This is a genomic window from Mycobacterium sp. NGS22 (assembly GCF_059813095.1).
Genome location: NZ_JCALDY010000028.1, coordinates 35,033 through 52,610 on the forward strand (window position 1 = coordinate 35,033; position 17,578 = coordinate 52,610).

The following is a 17,578-nucleotide window of genomic DNA, read 5'->3' on the forward strand; positions in this document are numbered from 1 at the left end:
CGCTAGGCGGGTGGCCATCGACATCTCCGGCACCGTGCGCGAGCGGGCCGCGCGCGAACTGCGCGACCGCATCCTCACCGGCGCACTGCCTGCCGGCGCGCGTATCGACCTCGACGCGATCACCGAGGAATTCGCCACCAGCCGGACCCCGGTTCGTGAAGCGTTGTTGGAGCTGTCTTTCGAGGGCCTGGTTCGCGTCGCCCCGCGCAGCGGCGTGACGGTGATCGGCATCAGCCCGGACGACGTGCTGGACAGCTTCACCATCCTGGGCGTGCTGACCGGGCAGGCGGCGGCGTGGGCCGCGCAGCGGGTGGATTCCGACGAGCTTGCGATGCTGCGCGAACTCGCCGCCGACGTCGCTGCCCGTTCCGGCGAGGACAGCATCGGCGAGGCCAACTGGCACTTCCATCAGAAGATTCACCGCGCGGCGCACTCGCCACGGTTGATGGCCCAAATCAGGCAGGCCGCGCGAGTCGTGCCGACCAATTTCCTGACCCTGTTCCCAGACCACGAGAAGCATTCGCTCGACGAGCACCGGGAGCTGCTCGATGCATTGGCCGACAAGGACGTCGAGCGGGCCCGCACCATCGCCGAACGACACGTTTTGGACGCCGGACGCTCGCTGGCCGAGTGGTTGGAACGGCGCGACTAGGGTTCTAGCGTGCCCGACATTCCCCCGCAGTTTCGGCGGTCGGCTGACGCACCAAATCCGCGCACGCTCATCGACATCGTCCACGAGACGGCGGCCCGCTATCCGGACGCGGTGGCAATCGACGACGGTGAGGTGCAGCTGACCTACAGCGAGTTGCTGGAGGACATGGATGCCAGCGTCGCGTGGCTGGCCGCCCGCGGCATCGGCCGCGGCGACCGGATCGGCATCCGGATGCCGTCGGGCAGCTACTCGTTGTACGTCGCGATCCTGGCGGTGCTGGCCGCCGGTGCCGCCTACGTGCCCGTCGATGCCGACGATCCCGACGAACGGGCCGAGCTGGTCTTCGGCGAAGCCGACGTGGTTGCGGTGATCAGCGAAAAGGGCATTCAACGAACCCAGGGCGCGTCCCGCGGCTGGCGGGCACAGGCCCCGCTGGCCCGCGACGACGCATGGATCATCTTCACCTCCGGATCCACCGGTACCCCCAAGGGTGTCGCCGTGACTCATCGTAGCGCCGCGGCGTTCGTGGACGCCGAGGCGCGAATATTCGTGCAGGACAATCCGATCGGGCCGGGTGACCGGGTGCTGGCCGGACTGTCGGTGGCGTTCGACGCGTCATGCGAAGAGATGTGGCTGGCCTGGCGGCACGGCGCCTGCCTGGTTCCGGCGCCGCGGTCGCTGGTACGCAGCGGTACGGATCTGGGGCCCTGGCTGGTCACCCGGGATGTGACCGTGGTGTCGACGGTGCCGTCGCTGGCCGCGCTGTGGCCGGCCGAAGCGCTGGAAGCGGTGCGGCTGTTGATCTTCGGCGGCGAAGCGTGTCCTGCCGAGCTCGCGGAGCGGTTGGGGGTGGAGGGCCGCGAGGTATGGAACACCTACGGCCCCACCGAGGCCACGGTGGTCGCTTGCGCTGCCCCACTCGACGGTTCCGGGCCGATCAGCATCGGGCTGCCGCTGGCGGGTTGGGACTTGGCCGTCGTCGGTGCCGACGGAGAACCGGTGGGCTACGGCGACACCGGCGAGCTGGTGATCGGCGGGGTCGGTCTGGCACGGTATCTGGACGAAGCCAAAGACGCCGAAAAGTATGCGGCAATACCGACACTGGGCTGGAAGCGGGCCTACCGCAGCGGCGATCTCGTCCGCCTCGAGCGCGACGGGCTGTACTTCTGCGGTCGCGGCGACGATCAGGTCAAGATCGGGGGACGGCGCATCGAGCTGGGCGAGGTGGACACCGCCCTGGTCAGCCTGCCGGGGGTAAGTGGCGGGGCGGCAGCGGTCCGTCGCACCACCGCCGGCACGACGGTGCTGGTCGGGTATGTGGTGAGCGCCGACCCCGAATTCGATGTCGGCAAAGCTCGTCTCCAACTCGCCGAACACCTGCCCGCCGCGCTGGTACCGCGCCTGGTTCAGATCGACGAGTTACCCACCCGCACATCCGGCAAAGTCGATCGGGACGCCCTGCCGTGGCCGGCGAACGACGGCACCGACGCGCCCCCGGACCTGGCCGGCACGGCGGGAAGACTGGCCGAACTATGGCGAACCCTGCTGGGCAGCAACGCTACTGACGTTCAGTCCGACTTCTTCGAGCTCGGTGGCAATTCGTTGGCCGCCGCTCAACTGATCGCGACTTTGCGACAGCAGTACCCTCAGCTCACCGTGGCCGACCTGTACGACCATCCGCGGCTGGGTTCGCTGGCCGGATTTCTCGACGAACTCGAGGCGCCGCCGCGGCCCGCCGAGCGGGTGGTTCGACCGATCCCCCTGCGTGCCCAGCTGATCCAGACGCTGGCGGCGCTCCCGCTGGCGGGACTGACTGCGCTGCAATGGGTTACCTGGCTGGGATTGGGGAACAATCTCGCCCGTGCCCTGCATGTGGTGCCGTGGACGGTCGCGGTGAACTGGTGGCTGGTCGGGATCGCGTTCGTCGTGTTCGTCACGCCGTTGGGCCGGATGGGCATCGCGGTGTTGTGCGCGCGCATCCTGTTGTGGAACGTCAAGCCGGGCACCTACCCTCGCGGAGGTTCGGTGCACCTGCGGGTGTGGTTCGCCGAGCGGTTGACCGCGGCCAGTGGGGCCCAAAACCTCGCCGGCGCACCATGGCTCGTCTATTACGCCCGTGCGCTGGGTGCCGAAATCGGCAAGGGTGTCGACCTGCATTCGATGCCTCCGGTGACGGGCCTGCTGACGGTCGGTCCGCGCAGCGCGATCGAGCCCGAGGTGGACCTGTGCGGGCATTGGGTCGACGGGGACGCATTTCACCTCGGCGCCATCACGATCGGCAACGACGCAACCATCGGTGCGCGAACGACTTTGCTGCCCGGCGCGGTCGTCGGCAAGAACGCCGACGTGGCACCCGGTTCGAGCGTGGTCGGCAAGATCAAGAACGGCCAGTACTGGAAGGGTTCCCCGGCGGCGAAGTCCGGCCGGGTCAAGCATCCGTGGCCGGACGAACGACCAGCCCCGCGTCCGCACTGGGTGGCTGTCTACGGGTTGACGTCGCTGCTGCTGGCCGGCCTGCCGGTGCTGGCGGTGGCCGGCGGCCTGGCGGTCATCGCGCTGGCCGTTCACCACACCAGCAGCCTGTCGGACGCGGTGCTGCCGGCGTTGCTGTGGGCGCCGGCTGCGACAGTGGCCGCGGTCGCGGTCTACGCGGTGGTGACCGTGATTGCGGTGCGGGCGTTGTCAATCGGACTGCGCGAGGGCTACCACCCGGTGCGCAGCCGCGCCGGCTGGCAACTGTGGACCACCGAGCGGCTGATGGATGCGGCGCGCACCTATCTGTTCCCGGTGTACGCCAGCCTGTTGACGCCGATCTGGCTGCGGATCCTGGGCGCCCGGGTGGGCCGGGGCACAGAGATCTCCACGGTGTTGCTGACGCCCAAGTTCGCCGTCATCGAGGACGGCGCGTTCCTGGCCGACGACACCATGGTCGCGTCGTATGAGCTTGGCGGCGGCTGGATCTACGCGGCGGAGACGACCGTCGGGCGGCGCGCGTTCCTCGGCAACTCTGGTATCGCCCAGCCCGGCCGCCGGGTGCCCGAAGACGGGCTGGTCGCGGTGTTGTCCGCCGCGCCGCCGAAAGCCAAACGCGGTTCATCCTGGCTGGGCAGCCCGCCGATGCGACTGCGCCGGCGACCCACCGAAGCCGACGAGGAGACCACCTACCATCCACCGACCCGGGTGAAGGTCATGCGGGCCGCGGTGGAGGTCTGTCGGCTGCTGCCAATGGTGGCCACCGCGACGATCGGGTTGGCAGTGCTGGGCGGGTTGCAGGCTCTGGCAACGCGATTCGGATTCTGGTGGACCGCTCTTGGTGGCGGGCTGGTGCTGCTGGCCGCCGGCGTTGTGGCCGGGGTGGTGACCGTGGTGGCGAAGTGGCTGCTGGTCGGCCGGATCAAGGCGGGTGAATATCCGCTGTGGTCGTCGTTCGTGTGGCGCAACGAGCTTGCGGATACCTTCGTCGAAACCGTTGCGGCGCCGTGGTTTGCGCGTGCGGCTACCGGGACACCGGCGCTGAACCTGTGGCTGCGGGGGTTGGGGGCAGCGGTGGGACGCGGCACCTGGTGTGAAACCTACTGGCTGCCCGAAGCCGATCTCGTCGTGCTGGGCGCGGGCAGCACGGTCAACCGCGGTTGCGTGGTGCAGACCCATCTATTCCACGACCGGATCATGCGGATGGACAGCGTCGTGCTGGAATCCGGTGCAACTCTGGGTCCCCACTGTGTTGCCCTGCCGGCGGCACGGTTGGGTGCCGGAGCATCCGTCGGCCCAGCGTCGCTGGTGGTGCGCGGCGACGAAGTACCGGGATCGACCCGCTGGCAAGGCAATCCGGTGCGGCCCTGGAACTCCGGCCGGAAGAAGACCGGTCGTAAGAACAGGGGCCGGGTCGAAGACACGGCGGCCTGATGTCATCGGCGAAGAAGGGCGCCAAGAACGGCGCGATGGATCCATACCTGCCGCAGAACGGCAACGTCGGATATTCGGTGTCGCGTTACGAGCTGGATCTGGAGTACAAGGTCGGCATCAACCGACTTTCGGGTACCGCGACCATCACCGCGGTGACCACCACCGAATTGGAGTCGTTCACTCTCGATCTGTCCAGCGCGCTGTCCGTGTCGAAGGTGTGGGTGAACGGCAAGAGCGCAGACCGCTTCAGTTGCCGCAGCGGCAAATTGCGCATCGTTTTGGCATCAAAGTTGGCCTCCGGGGCCGCGATGTCGGTCGTAGTGCGTTACGGCGGCAGCCCGAAGCCGCTCCGAACACTGTGGGGCGATGTCGGTTTCGAGGAGTTGACGGACGGTGCCCTTGTCGCCGGACAACCCAATGGCGCCGCGTCCTGGTTTCCGTGCAACGACCACCCCAGCGCCAAAGCCGCATTCCGCATCCAGGTCAGCACCGAAAGCGCTTACACCGCAGTGGCCAACGGCAAGCTGGTCTCGCAACGCGCCCGCGCGTCCCAGACCGTCTGGACTTACGAACAACCCGAACCGACGTCGACCTACCTGATCACTTTGCAGATCGGTGTCTACGAACTGGCCCGGTTGACCAGGACACCGGTACCGATCCGCGCCGCGCTGCCCGAGCGACTGCGGCGAGAATTCGACCACGATTTCGCCCGCCAACCGCAGATGATGAAGCTGTTCGTCGACCTGTTCGGCCCGTACCCGCTGGCCAATGGTTACACGGTGGTGATCACCGACGACGTCCTCGAGATTCCCCTTGAGGCGCAGGGCATTTCGATATTCGGCGCCAACCATTGCGACGGCAGCCGGGACAGCGAGCGGCTGATCGCCCACGAACTGGCGCATCAGTGGTTCGGCAACTCGGTGACCGCGCGCCGGTGGCACGACATCTGGCTGCACGAAGGCTTCGCCTGCTACGCAGAATGGTTGTGGTCGGAGCACAGCGGCGGGCCCAGCGCCGACGAACTGGCCCGGCAGTACCACGCGGAGCTGCGGCACCAACCGCAGGATTTGTTGCTGACGGATCCGGGACCGCGCGACATGTTCGACGATCGGGTGTACAAGCGTGGTGCGTTGACGTTGCACGCGTTACGAGACCGGCTCGGTGACTCGAACTTCTTTGCGCTGCTCCAGGATTGGACCGCGCGATATCGGCACGCGACCGCCGCCACCGACGATTTCACCGGTTTGGCTGCCGGCTACACCGACGAGTCTCTCGAGCCGCTGTGGGAGGCCTGGTTGTATTCGACCGAGGTGCCGTGACTACAGGTTCGCCAGGTCGTCGGGCACGTCCACGGCGTGCTCTTGCAGCACTTCCAGCGGCACCACGTCGAGTGTGCGCTGGTGGGTGGATGCCAGCACCACCGGCGCGGCGCAGCCGTCCTGATGGGCGCGCAGCCAGTTGCGCGCGGTGACGCACCAGCGGTCACCCGGCAGCAGGCCGGGAAACCGGTATTCGGGGATCGGTGTCGAAAGGTCGTTGCCGATGGAGCGCTGGTGCTCGAGGAACTCGGCGGTGACGACGGCGCAGATGGTGTGCAAGCCGCGGTCCTCGTCCCCGGTGGAACAGCAGCCGTCCCGGTAGAAGCCAGTCACCGGCTCGTTGCCGCACGGTTCCAACGGGCCACCCAGCACGTTGCGATCAGGCAAGCGATCAAGCATGCGCTTAGTATCGCGCTTTGCGCCGGGAAAGTAAGCCTGGACCGTACAGATGGGCTAGGTTCAGCGGCGTGATACTTACGGGCGCTTTCCTGGCAGACGCGGCTGCCGTCGTCGACAACAAACTCAACGTCTCGGGCGGTGTGCTGTCCCGCTTCGGCCTGGGACCGGACCGGTCGGCCCGCTTCGTGTTGGTGGTGCTGACCCAGGCCGAGCCCGGCAACACCGACCGGCAGATCAAGATCGAGATGCGCCCGCCCACCGACGAGGATCCGATCAAGCTGGAATTCGAGGTGCCGGAGGCCGCGGTCGCCGAGTTCCCCGGCTTCGCGTTCTTCGAGCTGCAACTGCGCCTGCCGACCGATGGCCGCTGGGTGATGGTCGTGTCCGGCGGCACGGGGGCGATCTCGCTGCCCGTGCTGGTGATGGAGATGCCGCCGCCCACGACGTCGTTCGGTCTGTAGGGGCTTTTCTGCGCTCGCGGGCCGGATAAGACCTCAGCCCAGCGCAGGCAGCACCACGTCGGTGAGTAGTTGCACCGACTTCCACGCCTCTTCCACCGGCATGCCGCCGACCAGCGGGTGCAGCACTACCGGTCCGTAATAGTCGGTACCGCGGATCTCGGCGATCAACTGCTCGGGCGTCAGGAATCGGTACCGTCCCGAAGCCTTGACCTCGTCGAGCGTCTGCACGCCGGGTAGATGCATGAGAGAGCGTTCCTCGGCCGACCAGCCCCCGTAAGTGACCGCCTCCCAAAGGATGTGGTCGCCGAGCTTGGCCCACGCCTGCTCGGGATCCTCGTGCAGATAGATCATCCCGCGGTTGACCGGTCCCGGCATGATGACGAACGGCTTGATACCGGCCGCCGCGCACAACTCGCGGTAGAGGTCCGCGACCTCCGGCAGGTGATCGGCCAGACTCAGCGGTAATCCGAATCGCGCCGCCCGCCTCGCGGTGGCACGCGATCCGCCCCCGATGTACAGCGGCGGGTGCGGCCGGGTCCACGTTCCCGTGCAGACCGCCGGTTCGGCGCCGGACCAGATGGACAGCATCCGTTCGACCAAGCCGTCCATCAACGTGCCGCGCCGACTGAAATCGACGCCGAGCGTGTCGAATTCGACCGTGCGATAGCCCAGTCCCACCGTCGTGTGCAGCCTGCCGCGACTCATGTTGTCGACCAGGGCGATGTCCTCGGCCAGCCGCACCGGATCCCACAGCGGCCCGAGTGCGCAGTCCACGCTCGCGATCAGCTTCGACGTTCGAGCCAGAAACATCGACGCGGCCATGATCGGATTGCAACTCCAGCCGTGCCCGGTCACGTGATGCTCGTCGACGCTCACCGTGGTGATCCCCCGCGACTCGCCCCACTGCGCGAGTTCCAGTGCGGCATTGAGTAATTCGTTCTGTTTGCGTGGATCTCCTTGTGGCGAGGCGAAGTTGAAGCGCAGGACGGTCAGCAGCATCGCTACTGGGCCTGCGCTTGTACGAACGCGGGAAAGTCGGGGAACAGGGCACGATCGACGACCTCGATGCGGGTGCCGTCGGCGTCGACGAAGTAGGCGAACAGCGCCAGCTCCGAACCCGGTACATCGGCGGTCATCTCGAAGGTGAGGCCGTGGTCCTGAAGCAGTTGGGCGGTCTGTGTCAGGTCGTCGGTGAAGTAGCCGAGGTGGTGAACGGCGTTGCCGGGTGCGGCCGCCCACGGCGTGCCCGGCACCTCCTGGATGAGTTCCAGGTACGGCGCCTGCATCGAGTACACGATCGTCGACGTCAGTTCCCGGGTTTCACTGGCGGTCCGAAATGGCAGGGTGTAACTCATCGGGGTGATCCACCGGTAACCCGCCACCGCAGTCAACCGGGTCATCGCAGCGTCGAGGTCGGACACCACGACGCCGGTGTGATACAGGTCTTCGGGTCGAAGCGCGAAGGTCATGAGTTGCTCGCAATCTGTCGGGTGAGCCATGCGGTTTCCCAGAAATTCTCGCTGTCGGCCAACAGCTCTTCGTGTGCCGCTCTCAACACCTCACGCGCCCCGGGATGCGTCTCGGCGACCAACTCGGCCAGGTGGATGGCGTGCAATGGGCGCCCGTCCTGCAGATGCGCCCGAGCCCGGTCGACCAGCGCGTCGGCACCGGCGAGTTCGACGACTTCGGCGGCGACGGCATCGAACCGCACCGGATACAGCTCGGTAGTCGAGCGGTGGTGAAACCAGCCCGAGTAGTTCTCCCAGACGGCGCGCACGTCCCAGGTGACCTTCCCGTAGCCTTGCCCCACTTCGTATTCCGCTGGCAAAGCGATCTCGCGCATCAACGTCTCCACGTCCTTGCCGGCGTTCATTCCGGCCACGGTCTGGTCGTGGATGTAGGCGATCGCGTCGCGCAGCCGAGTCAGTTCGGCTCGGATCCGTTCCGCACCGGCGATCGGTTCGAAGTGGCCGGTGACGAGCAGCTCGGGTTGCAGCTCGCGCACCCGCTCGACCGAGGCGATCGCCGTCAGCGCGTCGCGATACCGGTCGCCGCGCATGGTCACCAGGTTCGGTATGTGGCCGAAGATCGGACCGAAGGTGTTCCCGCACAGGCAGATCCGCTCGTCGGGCAACCACACCACCAGCGAGTCCGTCGTTTCACCGCCGGGCACCGCGATCAGCTCCAGGCGTCGGCTCCCGACCTGCAACGTGAGGGTGTCCTCGAAGTCGAGGTCAACCGTCGGCACGCTTTGGGCGGGTAGCCGCGTGGTACCCAGCCGGCGCTGGATGTCCTGGATCCCGCTTGCCAGGGTGTCTTTGAAGGCGAACGCGCTGCGACTGGCCCGGTACGGGATGAGGCGTTCGTTGTCGTCGCGCCAGAGCCGCCAGTTGGCCTGTGCGACAACCGTTGTCTGCGGATCACGCAGGCTGTCCAGCCCGCCGACGTGGTCGACGTGGCCCTGAGTGAAGATGACGTAGCGCACCGGCGCGGAGTCGACGGCGTCGAAGTTGGCGCGATGCACCGGACCCTCGAATCCCATGCCGGTGTTGACGACGACCCGGCCCTCGTCGGTGGTCAGCAGGTAGGAGTTCGACAGTCCGGGCGAGCACCACAACCCGGAGGCGATCGGCTCTGCTCGCGGGGCGCTGGCCGGGCGCATGGCATCGGCGCCGGGTCTGCTGCGATACACCGGTTCGAAGCTCACTGCGTCTCCTTCACTCGGCACGGACGTCGAACCTGTCGAAATAGAAGTCGAAGCGTGCGCGCAAGTCGTCCGCCGAGATTCCGAAGTGCCGCTGCAGGTCGTAACGGATGCGGCCGTGCTTGCCGCGCGGATTACCGTCGAGATACTTCTGGAAACGACGACGCACCTGGTCGGTCAGTTCCACACTCCCCCGGCGATAAAGCTCTTCCAGCAAAGGCATTTCGTTGCCGTTGAGCTGGTGGAAGCTGATGTCGAGGCTGCGTTCTTCGGGGACCAGTCCCCGGTCCCGCACGCAGGCGCTGAGCAATCTGTGCACCCGGTCGCTCCAGTAGTCCAGGAGCCAGTCCGGGTCGATACTGTTGCGGCGCAGCCGATCCGAGTACGCCATCATGGTGACCGCGGACTGAATCACCGCGGCGGGATCTCGGTGAGTGAAGGCCACCGTCGCATCCGGAAAAGTCGCCATCAGCGGACCGAGCTGCTCGCAGTGCTGCGGGCTCTTGAGGATCCAGGTCCGGGGCCCACGCAGAAAGGTCAACGCCTGCAACACCTTACGCAGGTAGGCGTAGTGCCGGTGCTGGTCCAGCATCAGGTAGTGATCACGCCAATCCGGCACCCGGGCATGCCATTCCAGGACGTAGCTGGCCAAATCCAGGTCCAGCAGTTCGACCTCCTCCTCGATCGCCTCGGGGAAGCGGTCGTGCATGGCGGCCACCAGCGGTGCGCTGGCCATCAGGGCGTCGTGCTCGGCCTTGGTGCGCGTGTAGCGCGGATCCACACCATGCGCGTCTGGGCCCTGTCCGCGGGCCGGGATCGGATCCTGGCTTTCCCAATAGGGCAGCGCGCGCCGGCGCGGATCGGCGGCGATCAAATTGACCAGATGCGTAGTACCCGACCGCGGCATCCCGACGACGATGAAGGGCTGCTCGATCGGAATCGACTCGATTTCCGGGTAACGCCTGAGCAGGTCGGTCAGCGACAACCGGTTGCGCAACAGGCGAACCACCCGCTGCCGCAAGCTCGATCGGGTGAGCTGGCGCAGCCCGTCGTCGGCCTCGATCGCGGCCACATGCGCGAGCAGGCGATCGGCGAAACCGTCGGTGTCGTCGAGGTCGTCGAGGTCGGCCTGTTCCCGAGCCTCATCCAGCATCTTCTCGATGTCGAATCGGACCGGCCTGGCCTCGGTGAACTCCACGATCTGACGTTGGATATCGGTGAGCCGGGGCGACGTCAGATCGTCGAGGTCGACGTCCGGGCCCGCAGCATTCACCCTTGCCCTCCTCGGCCGGTCAGCCAGTCGAATATATCCACTGGCGGCGGTAGGTTCAGCCAGGTGATAGTGGGGTCGTTCCTGGCCGAGGCCGCTGCGGCTGTGGACAACAAACTCAACGTCTCCGGCGGAGTGTTGCTGCGCTTCGCCGTCGAGCAGGATCGGCTGGCCCAGTTCCTTCTGGTGGTGCTCACCCAGGCGGAGACCGGTAATCCGGACCGACGGGTAGAGGTCGAGATCAGGCCCCCGACCGACGACGAGCCGCTGAACATCGAATTCGAATTGCCCGAAGCCGCCACCACCGCCGAGCTCGGATTCGCCATCTTTCCCATCGAGGTGACGCTGCCCGTCAACGGCCGTTGGGTGTTGGTGGTGACGGGAGGGGCGGGAATGATCTCGCTTCCGCTGATCGTAAGTGGTTAGGTCTACCCATGGGGACGCCGTATCAGCCTGGCAATCCGGACGAGCCACGTTGGGAGCAACCACAGAGCTACCAGCCGCCGCAATACTTCCAGCAGCCGCCGGGTTACCCGAGTCAGCCGCCGGGATATCCGGCCCAACCCGGCTACCCGGCACAGCAGGGTTATCCCGGAGGCTACGCAGTCGATCCCCAGGCGCCCTACGGCCGCGACCCGGCGACCGGGCAGCCGCTGTCGGACAAGTCAGGCACCACCGCGGGACTGTTGCAGCTGTTCTTCGGCACGTTCGGGGTCGGCCGGTTTTATCTGGAGTCGACGCAGATCGCGACCATCCAGTTGTGCCTGGGTATGGGCGGACTCGTCTTCACCATCTTCTGCTTCATCGGGTTTCCGCTCCTGCTTGCCGCCAGCATCTGGGGCCTGGTCGACGCGATCATGATCTTCACCGGAAGCGTGCCCGACCAGTACGGCCGCAAACTGCACTAATCGCGGCCGTACCGGTCCCGCGAGGGTCCGCAAATGTACGGCGTAGCGTCAGTTTTCTGGCATTTTGGGGACCCTCGTGCGAGTCAGCCGACCGGCACAGACGCCATCGTCAGCCCCGGCTCCGGCTAGAGCGACCGCCTTTCGGATGACGGCCGGATAACAGTTTCTGACCCCAAAATGTCGCGGCTCGGCAAGTCGCGGTCGGCTTTTCGCGACGGCAATTTACCGTCGCCTCGTGCACCGTCGAACCGCCCTCAAGCTGCCGCTCGCGCTGGCCCTCGGGGCGGCGCTGACCCGCGCGCCGCGCGCCGCCGGGGAGGCGGGCCGCTGGCCGGCCGACCGCGCCCACAACTGGTATCAAGCGCAGGGTTGGCTCGTCGGAGTCAACTACATCACCTCGACCGCCATCAACCAGTTCGAGATGTTCCAAGCCGGGACTTTCGACGCCAGGCGCATCGACAACGAGTTGGGCGCGGCCCGATTCTTCGGGATGAACACGGTACGGGTTTTCCTGCACGACCAACTGTGGGCCCAGGACCGACAAGGCTTCCAGACCCGGCTGGCGCAGTTCGTCAGCATCGCGGCGCGCCACGGCATCAAACCGCTCTTCGTGTTCTTCGATTCCTGCTGGGACCCGTTCCCGCGGATCGGCCGCCAGCGGGCACCCACGCCCGGTGTGCACAACTCCGGTTGGGTGCAGAGTCCGGGCGCCGAGCGCCTCGACGACTCCCGCTACGCCACCGTGTTGTACGAGTACGTCACCGGAGTGTTGAGCCAGTTCCGCAACGACGACCGCGTGCTCGGGTGGGACCTGTGGAACGAGCCGGACAATCCAGCCCGCGAGTACCGCAAGGTGGAGCGCAAGGACAAAATCGAGAAGGTGGCGGCGCTGCTGCCCCAGGTGTTCCGCTGGGCACGTGCGGTGGATCCGGTCCAGCCGTTGACAAGCGGTGTGTGGCAAGGAAATTGGGGCGACGCCGGGCGTCGCAGCGCGATCGCCGATATTCAGCTGGACAACGCTGACGTGATCACGTTTCACAGCTATGCCCCGCCAGGCGAATTCGAGGGTCGCATCAACGAGCTCATGCCGTTCGGGCGGCCGATCATCTGCACCGAGTACCTGGCGCGCTCGCTGGGCAGCACGGTCGAAGGTGTGTTGCCGATCGCCAGGCGGCACAACGTCGGCGCGCTCAACTGGGGATTGGTGGCGGGCAAGACCCAGACGTACCTGCCGTGGAGCTCGTGGGACCGCCCGGTCACGACGCCGCCCAAGCAGTGGTTCGCCGACCTGCTGCAGCCGGATGGCCGGCCGTTCAAGGACGGGGAAATGCAGACGATCAAGAAGCTGGCCAGCGGGCAGGGTCAGGACTGATTCGGCCCGCCCCGGCGCTGCACAGCTTTCCGGGTGCCGCGATCAGTCGGCGGAATTACTTTGCCGCACCGGGCCTTTCGACCCATGTAGGTCCAGGTTTTGCACTCGATTCCGCCGTGCCCCAGGTCGCCCCGGTGTGATGCGTCTGGTTCCCACCGCGCCGCTTTGCGGTGTACATCGCTCTGTCGGCATCGGCGGCCATCTGGCGCAACATGTTGTCCACATTGTCACTGTCGGCACCGCGCAACGCGTTCGTGACAACCCCGACACTGGCGGTGACGGGGAAGGGGATGGCCGCTACCGACTCACAGAGGCACTGCCCCCACTTCTGTGACTTCCGAGTCTCGACGATGTCGGCGAGCAGAAATTCTTCACCGCCGACACGTCCAATCAACGCTTTGTCTCCCGAAGCGGCGCGCAACGCGTTGCCCACAGCCACCAGCGCGGCGTCCCCGCTGGCATGGCCCAGGCTGTCGTTGAGGTCTTTGAAGCGATCGAGGTCGACCATCGCCACTGCGAGTACCTCCGAGTCGGGCGCGGTGAGCATCCGGCCGATCACAGCGCGGGTGAAGGCACGCCGGTTGAGCAGACCAGTCAGCGGGTCACTGTCGGAACGCAGCAGGTCGGCTCCCAGTGCGCGCACCATCATCTGGATGGCCAACGGCACGATCACATTGAGCTCGAGCACCAGAAAATACCCGGAGATCGCCAACATGGCCTCACCGGCCGCCGCGACACGCACCGCTTCGAACGCGCCGACAGCCGACGCCAACGCGAAGTTCAACACCATGTAGGGCGCCGTATGAAAGAACGCGACGTAGCCGCCCGAAACAGCCAAGGCGGTACACGACAGGAGGCCGACCACCGCCTGGGATTGCCATAAGCAGCCACCGGCGATGGTCACACACCCGATGACGCCATACACCAACGACTGGCGCCGGGTCGGCCAACGAGTCAGCCACAACACCGCCATGCCTATCCCCGCCGCCGCCGCCAACAAAGCCGGTCCCAGGACGACGCGGCGATCGATCGGCGCCGGACCCCACAGCGCGTTGACGGGAACCAGCGCAAGAGAAACGGCGAACAGGGCCAGCACCCGTCGCGCGACGGTGCTCAGTTGTCGAGACTGCAAGTAGCCGCTGATCCAGTCAAAGTGGTCGGGCTGGCGCCACCACGTCCGTAGCCACCTCATCGAGAATCCCCTGATACCCCAGTCACGCGCGGCGATCGATCCGCCACATTCTCATGGATGCGCGATTAAGCGCACAGGAATACTCCTGACGCTATCGAACACCCCGTCAACCAATTAGCTTGTTAGCACATCATTGTGTCAACGGCTAATACACGTAGGGTTTTCGCTGTTGAACGCGATGCGCATCCATTTATCGGTTTCCCGGCAGTGCAATTTCCGGTTACGTGCCTGGGCGGGGAACAAACGTCGGTACTGCGTTTGGACGACGCTTCTGGCGTGAACACCCCTTGATGCGTGGGCGCCGATACATGGCGACCGGCGCAAGCCACCACAGGTCCGGAAATCCGGAATGAACGAGAAGGGATGAACATGGCACTTGACGATGACGACATCACGACAGCTGGCGGCGGCGGAGAAGGTACGGCCGACGGCGGCTCCAATCCCGAAGGTCACGACGGCGGCGCCGACGGAACCGCCGACGAACAGGACAGCGGCAGCGCGGGTGAGGGTCCGGCCGACGGCGGCTCGAACCCCGAAGGTCACGACGGCGGAGCCGACGGCACCGCCTGACCGCTGCTCAATGCTCAGCCGCTGCATAGCCACCGATGCTGGGTTGTTCGCAACCCAGCATTGGGGCCGCCGCCCCCTGCTCAGCCGTGCGCAGGAGTTGCCACGTGATTTCGGCGACCTCATGTCGCCGTCCGCGGTCGACGAACTGATCAGCGAGCGTGGGGTCCGGGCGCCGTTCATCCGGATGGCCAAGGACGGTGCCGTGCTCGCCCGAAGCTGCTACACCGGTTCGGCCGGCTTCGGCGCGGAGATGCCCGATCAGGTCGATTCGGCAAAAGTATTGGCGGAGTTCACATCTGGCTCGACGATCGTCCTGCAGGGATTGCACCGGCTGTGGCCGCCGCTGATCGACTTCGTGCGTTCCATGGTCGACGATCTGGGTCGTCCCGTGCAGGCGAACGCCTACGTGACCCCGCCCGGCAGTTGCGGATTCGACCCGCACTACGACGTCCACGACGTGTTCATCCTGCAGGCGTCGGGCCAGAAGCACTGGACGGTCCACGAGCCCGTCCATAGCCATCCGCTGCCGTCGCAACCGTGGACGGAGCACCGGGACGCGATCGCCACGCGAATCAACGACGAACCGGTCATCGACACGGTCCTGACGGCAGGCGACGCGCTCTACCTTCCCCGGGGTTGGGTGCATTCCGCCCGGTCCGTGGATGCCACGTCCATCCATTTGACCATCGGGGTGTCCGCCTTGACGCATCTGGACGTGGTGCGTGCCGTCGTCGACGCCCTTGCCGAGGACAGCGAGTTCAGGAGGTCGCTGCCGCTGGGTATCGACCCCACCAACAGCGACGAAATGACTGCGACGACAACCAAAGTCATGGCGCAGGTGGTCGATGCCGTGCGCGAGCGCGCCGGTGAACTCAGCGGTCAGGCGGCTGCGTTGCTGTCCGATCGTCACGCTTCCAGCACCAGACCCGCCGCGGTCCGGGTACTTGCCACCCAGCAGGCCGCCGAATCGGCCGGTTCGATCTCGGTCCGATGGCGCCACGGACTCATCGGCACACCGCGACGCGAAGGCGACCGCGTGGTGCTGCGACTGCCGGACCGGACCATGACGTTTCCTGACTCGTGTGCCGCGGCGCTTGAGGCACTGCACCGCGGGTTGGTGGCCGATGCCGATTCCCTGCCCGGTCTCGATCGTGCGGACTCGATCGTGCTGATCCGCCGGTTGTTGCGTGAGGCTGTATTGGTGCCGGCGTGAGCGCGGCGAAGCCGACTCCGTGCAGCGACCAATCGTTGCTGCGCGATGACCCCATCTACGGCACCGCGGGGGCGGGGCACTCGTGGGTGATGCTCGAATTGTCCGGCGGTTGGGGCAAATCGGCGTTCCTGGACTCACCTGCGATCATCGATCGCGCACTCGGACGCCAGATCTGTCGTCGTATCGAGTCGGAACGCATGCGCGTCACCGCGATACGTCGGCCGGGACGTCGTTCCGAGACACCCCGCTGGCGATGGTTCATCGCCCAGTGCGACGAGGGCAGCGAGAAGCTCTACCGCGGGGAGGTGAGCGAACCTGGTGAGTATCTGGACATCGCGCTGGACGGGTCGGAGGGCACCGTGACCACCGACCCGCTTGTCGCGGTGTGCGCGCACGGCAAGCACGACCAATGCTGCGCGGTGCGGGGGCGCGCCGCCGCGAAAGCCATCGCGGCGGAATATCCCGAGTTCGTCTGGGAATGTTCACATTTGGGCGGTGACCGGTTCGCGGCAACGATGCTGGTGTTGCCCGAGGGTCTGTGTTACGGCCGGGTCGATTCGACCGACTCCGCCCGTCTGGTCCGGTTGTACCTCGAGGGACGGCTGGACCACAGGTTTCTGCGCGGACGCACCTGCCTGCCGCATGTGGTGCAGGCCGCGCAGTACTTCGCCCGGGAAGCTTTCGGCGACGACCGGATCGAGGCTCTGTCGCCGCTGAACATCGAACACCGGGACGACGGCATCCACGTCCGGCTCGCCGCTGATACCGGCGCGATCGAAGTCGTTGTCGCAGAACAGATGTCCGAACCGCTGCAATCCATGTGCCGCGCATCGGTCCTCGGTTCGGTACGCACCTACGTGCTGGTATCGGTGAAGTCGCACTAGGCTTTCGGCATGGCGGACATCATCGACCTCGTATACGCAGATCACGACTGGCTTCGCAGGCAATTCTTCCGGCTCGACGACGCGAAATCTCACGAAGATCTCGCCGCGATCTGGAATGCCCTCGGTGCCCGCCTCGACGTCCATGCCGAGGCCGAGGAGGCGGTGTTTTACCCGGCACTGCTGAAGCACGGTGGCCGTGACCATCCCGGCAATCCCGAAGGGGATCCGGAGGACGAAACCGAAGACGCGATCACCGACCACAACGCAATTCGCGACGCGGTCCGTCGTTCGCGCCGGCACGAGCCAGGTAGCGATGAGTGGTTCGAGGCCGTCAACGAAGCCCGCGAACAGAACGGCAAACACCTCGACGAGGAAGAGCGCGAGGCGATGCCGGACTTCATCAAAAGCGCCTCTCTAGAGCTCCGGCATGAGCTGGCCATGCAGTGGGTGCAGTTCATCGCCGAACGCGAACGGATCAAAGGCGTCGACAACCGGGACAAGGACGCGGACGAGTACATCGAAAAGCATTCGTGAGGGCGCGCGGCGCTTGGGCGTGAAATAAGCAGCCGCAACTTCTCGGTGGGCGCTGCGGTGATGACGTCATGTCCGCAACTGTTGAGCCGGTGAGTCAGGTCAAGCGCATTGATGTGCTGTTTGAGGAGTTCGCGGAGTTGGGTTGCGTCCACCAAGGTGGTGTACGAGTCGGGCCTGATCAGGATGTCCGGCGT

17 protein-coding genes are annotated in these 17,578 nt (G+C 66.1%); 11 read left to right on the forward strand and 6 right to left on the reverse strand.

Going from position 1 to position 17,578, the window contains the following annotated elements; all coding sequences use genetic code 11:
* The first annotated feature begins 10 nt into the window (after positions 1 to 10).
* From AC5Y47_RS21265 to AC5Y47_RS21275, 3 genes are read left to right on the forward strand one after another with little or no spacing between them, the layout of a single operon-like run.
* Complete coding sequence (locus AC5Y47_RS21265; protein ID WP_499946231.1) at positions 11 to 652, forward strand: GntR family transcriptional regulator; 642 nt, start codon at positions 11 to 13, stop codon at positions 650 to 652.
* 9 nt (positions 653 to 661) lie between these two features.
* Entirely contained in the window at positions 662 to 4,558 is a 3,897-nt protein-coding gene (locus AC5Y47_RS21270; protein WP_499946232.1) for a Pls/PosA family non-ribosomal peptide synthetase, read from the forward strand.
* The gene (locus tag AC5Y47_RS21275) at positions 4,558 to 5,877 is read left to right on the forward strand and encodes a M1 family metallopeptidase (protein ID WP_499946233.1); all 1,320 of its coding nucleotides are present in this window, start codon (positions 4,558 to 4,560) and stop codon (positions 5,875 to 5,877) included. Before AC5Y47_RS21270 ends, AC5Y47_RS21275 begins: the two co-directional genes overlap by 1 nt.
* On the opposite strand, the gene AC5Y47_RS21280 is transcribed toward AC5Y47_RS21275, so the two are convergent.
* Positions 5,878 to 6,264, reverse strand: a complete 387-nt coding sequence (locus AC5Y47_RS21280; protein ID WP_499946247.1) for a DUF2237 family protein — start codon at positions 6,262 to 6,264, stop codon at positions 5,878 to 5,880.
* A gap of 80 nt (positions 6,265 to 6,344) precedes the next feature.
* Between AC5Y47_RS21280 and AC5Y47_RS21285 the strand changes: the two genes are divergently transcribed.
* Positions 6,345 to 6,737, forward strand: a complete 393-nt coding sequence (locus AC5Y47_RS21285; protein ID WP_499946234.1) for a hypothetical protein — start codon at positions 6,345 to 6,347, stop codon at positions 6,735 to 6,737.
* A gap of 33 nt (positions 6,738 to 6,770) precedes the next feature.
* Here AC5Y47_RS21285 and AC5Y47_RS21290 read toward each other — a convergent pair whose 3' ends face one another.
* Genes AC5Y47_RS21290 through AC5Y47_RS21305 form a run of 4 tightly spaced genes read right to left on the reverse strand, consistent with a single transcriptional unit; the run spans position 6,771 to position 10,714 of the window.
* Positions 6,771 to 7,736, reverse strand: coding sequence for an LLM class flavin-dependent oxidoreductase (locus AC5Y47_RS21290; protein WP_499946235.1), 966 nt, complete (start codon positions 7,734 to 7,736; stop codon positions 6,771 to 6,773).
* Between the two features lie 2 nt (positions 7,737 to 7,738).
* Positions 7,739 to 8,206: a VOC family protein gene (locus AC5Y47_RS21295; protein ID WP_499946236.1), complete on the reverse strand. Its 468-nt coding sequence runs from the start codon at positions 8,204 to 8,206 to the stop codon at positions 7,739 to 7,741.
* A complete protein-coding gene (locus tag AC5Y47_RS21300) occupies positions 8,203 to 9,399 on the reverse strand; it encodes an MBL fold metallo-hydrolase (RefSeq protein WP_499946248.1) in 1,197 nt (398 codons plus the stop codon). The genes AC5Y47_RS21295 and AC5Y47_RS21300 overlap by 4 nt, the downstream gene beginning before the upstream one ends.
* Before the next feature lie 55 nt (positions 9,400 to 9,454).
* The gene (locus tag AC5Y47_RS21305; RefSeq protein WP_499946237.1) at positions 9,455 to 10,714 is read right to left on the reverse strand and encodes a sulfotransferase family protein; all 1,260 of its coding nucleotides are present in this window, start codon (positions 10,712 to 10,714) and stop codon (positions 9,455 to 9,457) included.
* A 63-nt stretch (positions 10,715 to 10,777) separates the two neighbouring features.
* Between AC5Y47_RS21305 and AC5Y47_RS21310 the strand changes: the two genes are divergently transcribed.
* The 3 genes from AC5Y47_RS21310 to AC5Y47_RS21320 all read left to right on the forward strand — a co-directional run bounded on the left by AC5Y47_RS21310 (position 10,778) and on the right by AC5Y47_RS21320 (position 12,991).
* Positions 10,778 to 11,137, forward strand: coding sequence for a hypothetical protein (locus AC5Y47_RS21310; RefSeq protein WP_499946238.1), 360 nt, complete (start codon positions 10,778 to 10,780; stop codon positions 11,135 to 11,137).
* An 8-nt stretch (positions 11,138 to 11,145) separates the two neighbouring features.
* Entirely contained in the window at positions 11,146 to 11,619 is a 474-nt protein-coding gene (locus tag AC5Y47_RS21315) for a TM2 domain-containing protein (protein WP_499946239.1), read from the forward strand.
* 235 nt (positions 11,620 to 11,854) lie between these two features.
* Complete coding sequence (locus tag AC5Y47_RS21320; protein WP_499946240.1) at positions 11,855 to 12,991, forward strand: cellulase family glycosylhydrolase; 1,137 nt, start codon at positions 11,855 to 11,857, stop codon at positions 12,989 to 12,991.
* Between the two features lie 55 nt (positions 12,992 to 13,046).
* On the opposite strand, the gene AC5Y47_RS21325 is transcribed toward AC5Y47_RS21320, so the two are convergent.
* A complete protein-coding gene (locus tag AC5Y47_RS21325; RefSeq protein WP_499946241.1) occupies positions 13,047 to 14,183 on the reverse strand; it encodes a GGDEF domain-containing protein in 1,137 nt (378 codons plus the stop codon).
* A gap of 369 nt (positions 14,184 to 14,552) precedes the next feature.
* Here AC5Y47_RS21325 and AC5Y47_RS21330 point away from each other — a divergent pair, with 369 nt between their 5' ends.
* The 4 genes from AC5Y47_RS21330 to AC5Y47_RS21345 are packed head-to-tail and all read left to right on the forward strand — an operon-like array spanning position 14,553 to position 17,384.
* Positions 14,553 to 14,753, forward strand: a complete 201-nt coding sequence (locus tag AC5Y47_RS21330) for a hypothetical protein (RefSeq protein ID WP_499946242.1) — start codon at positions 14,553 to 14,555, stop codon at positions 14,751 to 14,753.
* Between the two features lie 10 nt (positions 14,754 to 14,763).
* Positions 14,764 to 15,966, forward strand: a complete 1,203-nt coding sequence (locus tag AC5Y47_RS21335; RefSeq protein WP_499946243.1) for a cupin domain-containing protein — start codon at positions 14,764 to 14,766, stop codon at positions 15,964 to 15,966.
* On the forward strand, positions 15,963 to 16,850 hold the full coding sequence (locus tag AC5Y47_RS21340; protein ID WP_499946244.1) for a ferredoxin family protein: 888 nt from the start codon (positions 15,963 to 15,965) through the stop codon (positions 16,848 to 16,850). Before AC5Y47_RS21335 ends, AC5Y47_RS21340 begins: the two co-directional genes overlap by 4 nt.
* Before the next feature lie 9 nt (positions 16,851 to 16,859).
* Entirely contained in the window at positions 16,860 to 17,384 is a 525-nt protein-coding gene (locus AC5Y47_RS21345) for a hemerythrin domain-containing protein (protein ID WP_499946245.1), read from the forward strand.
* Positions 17,385 to 17,578: the final 194 nt, after the last annotated feature.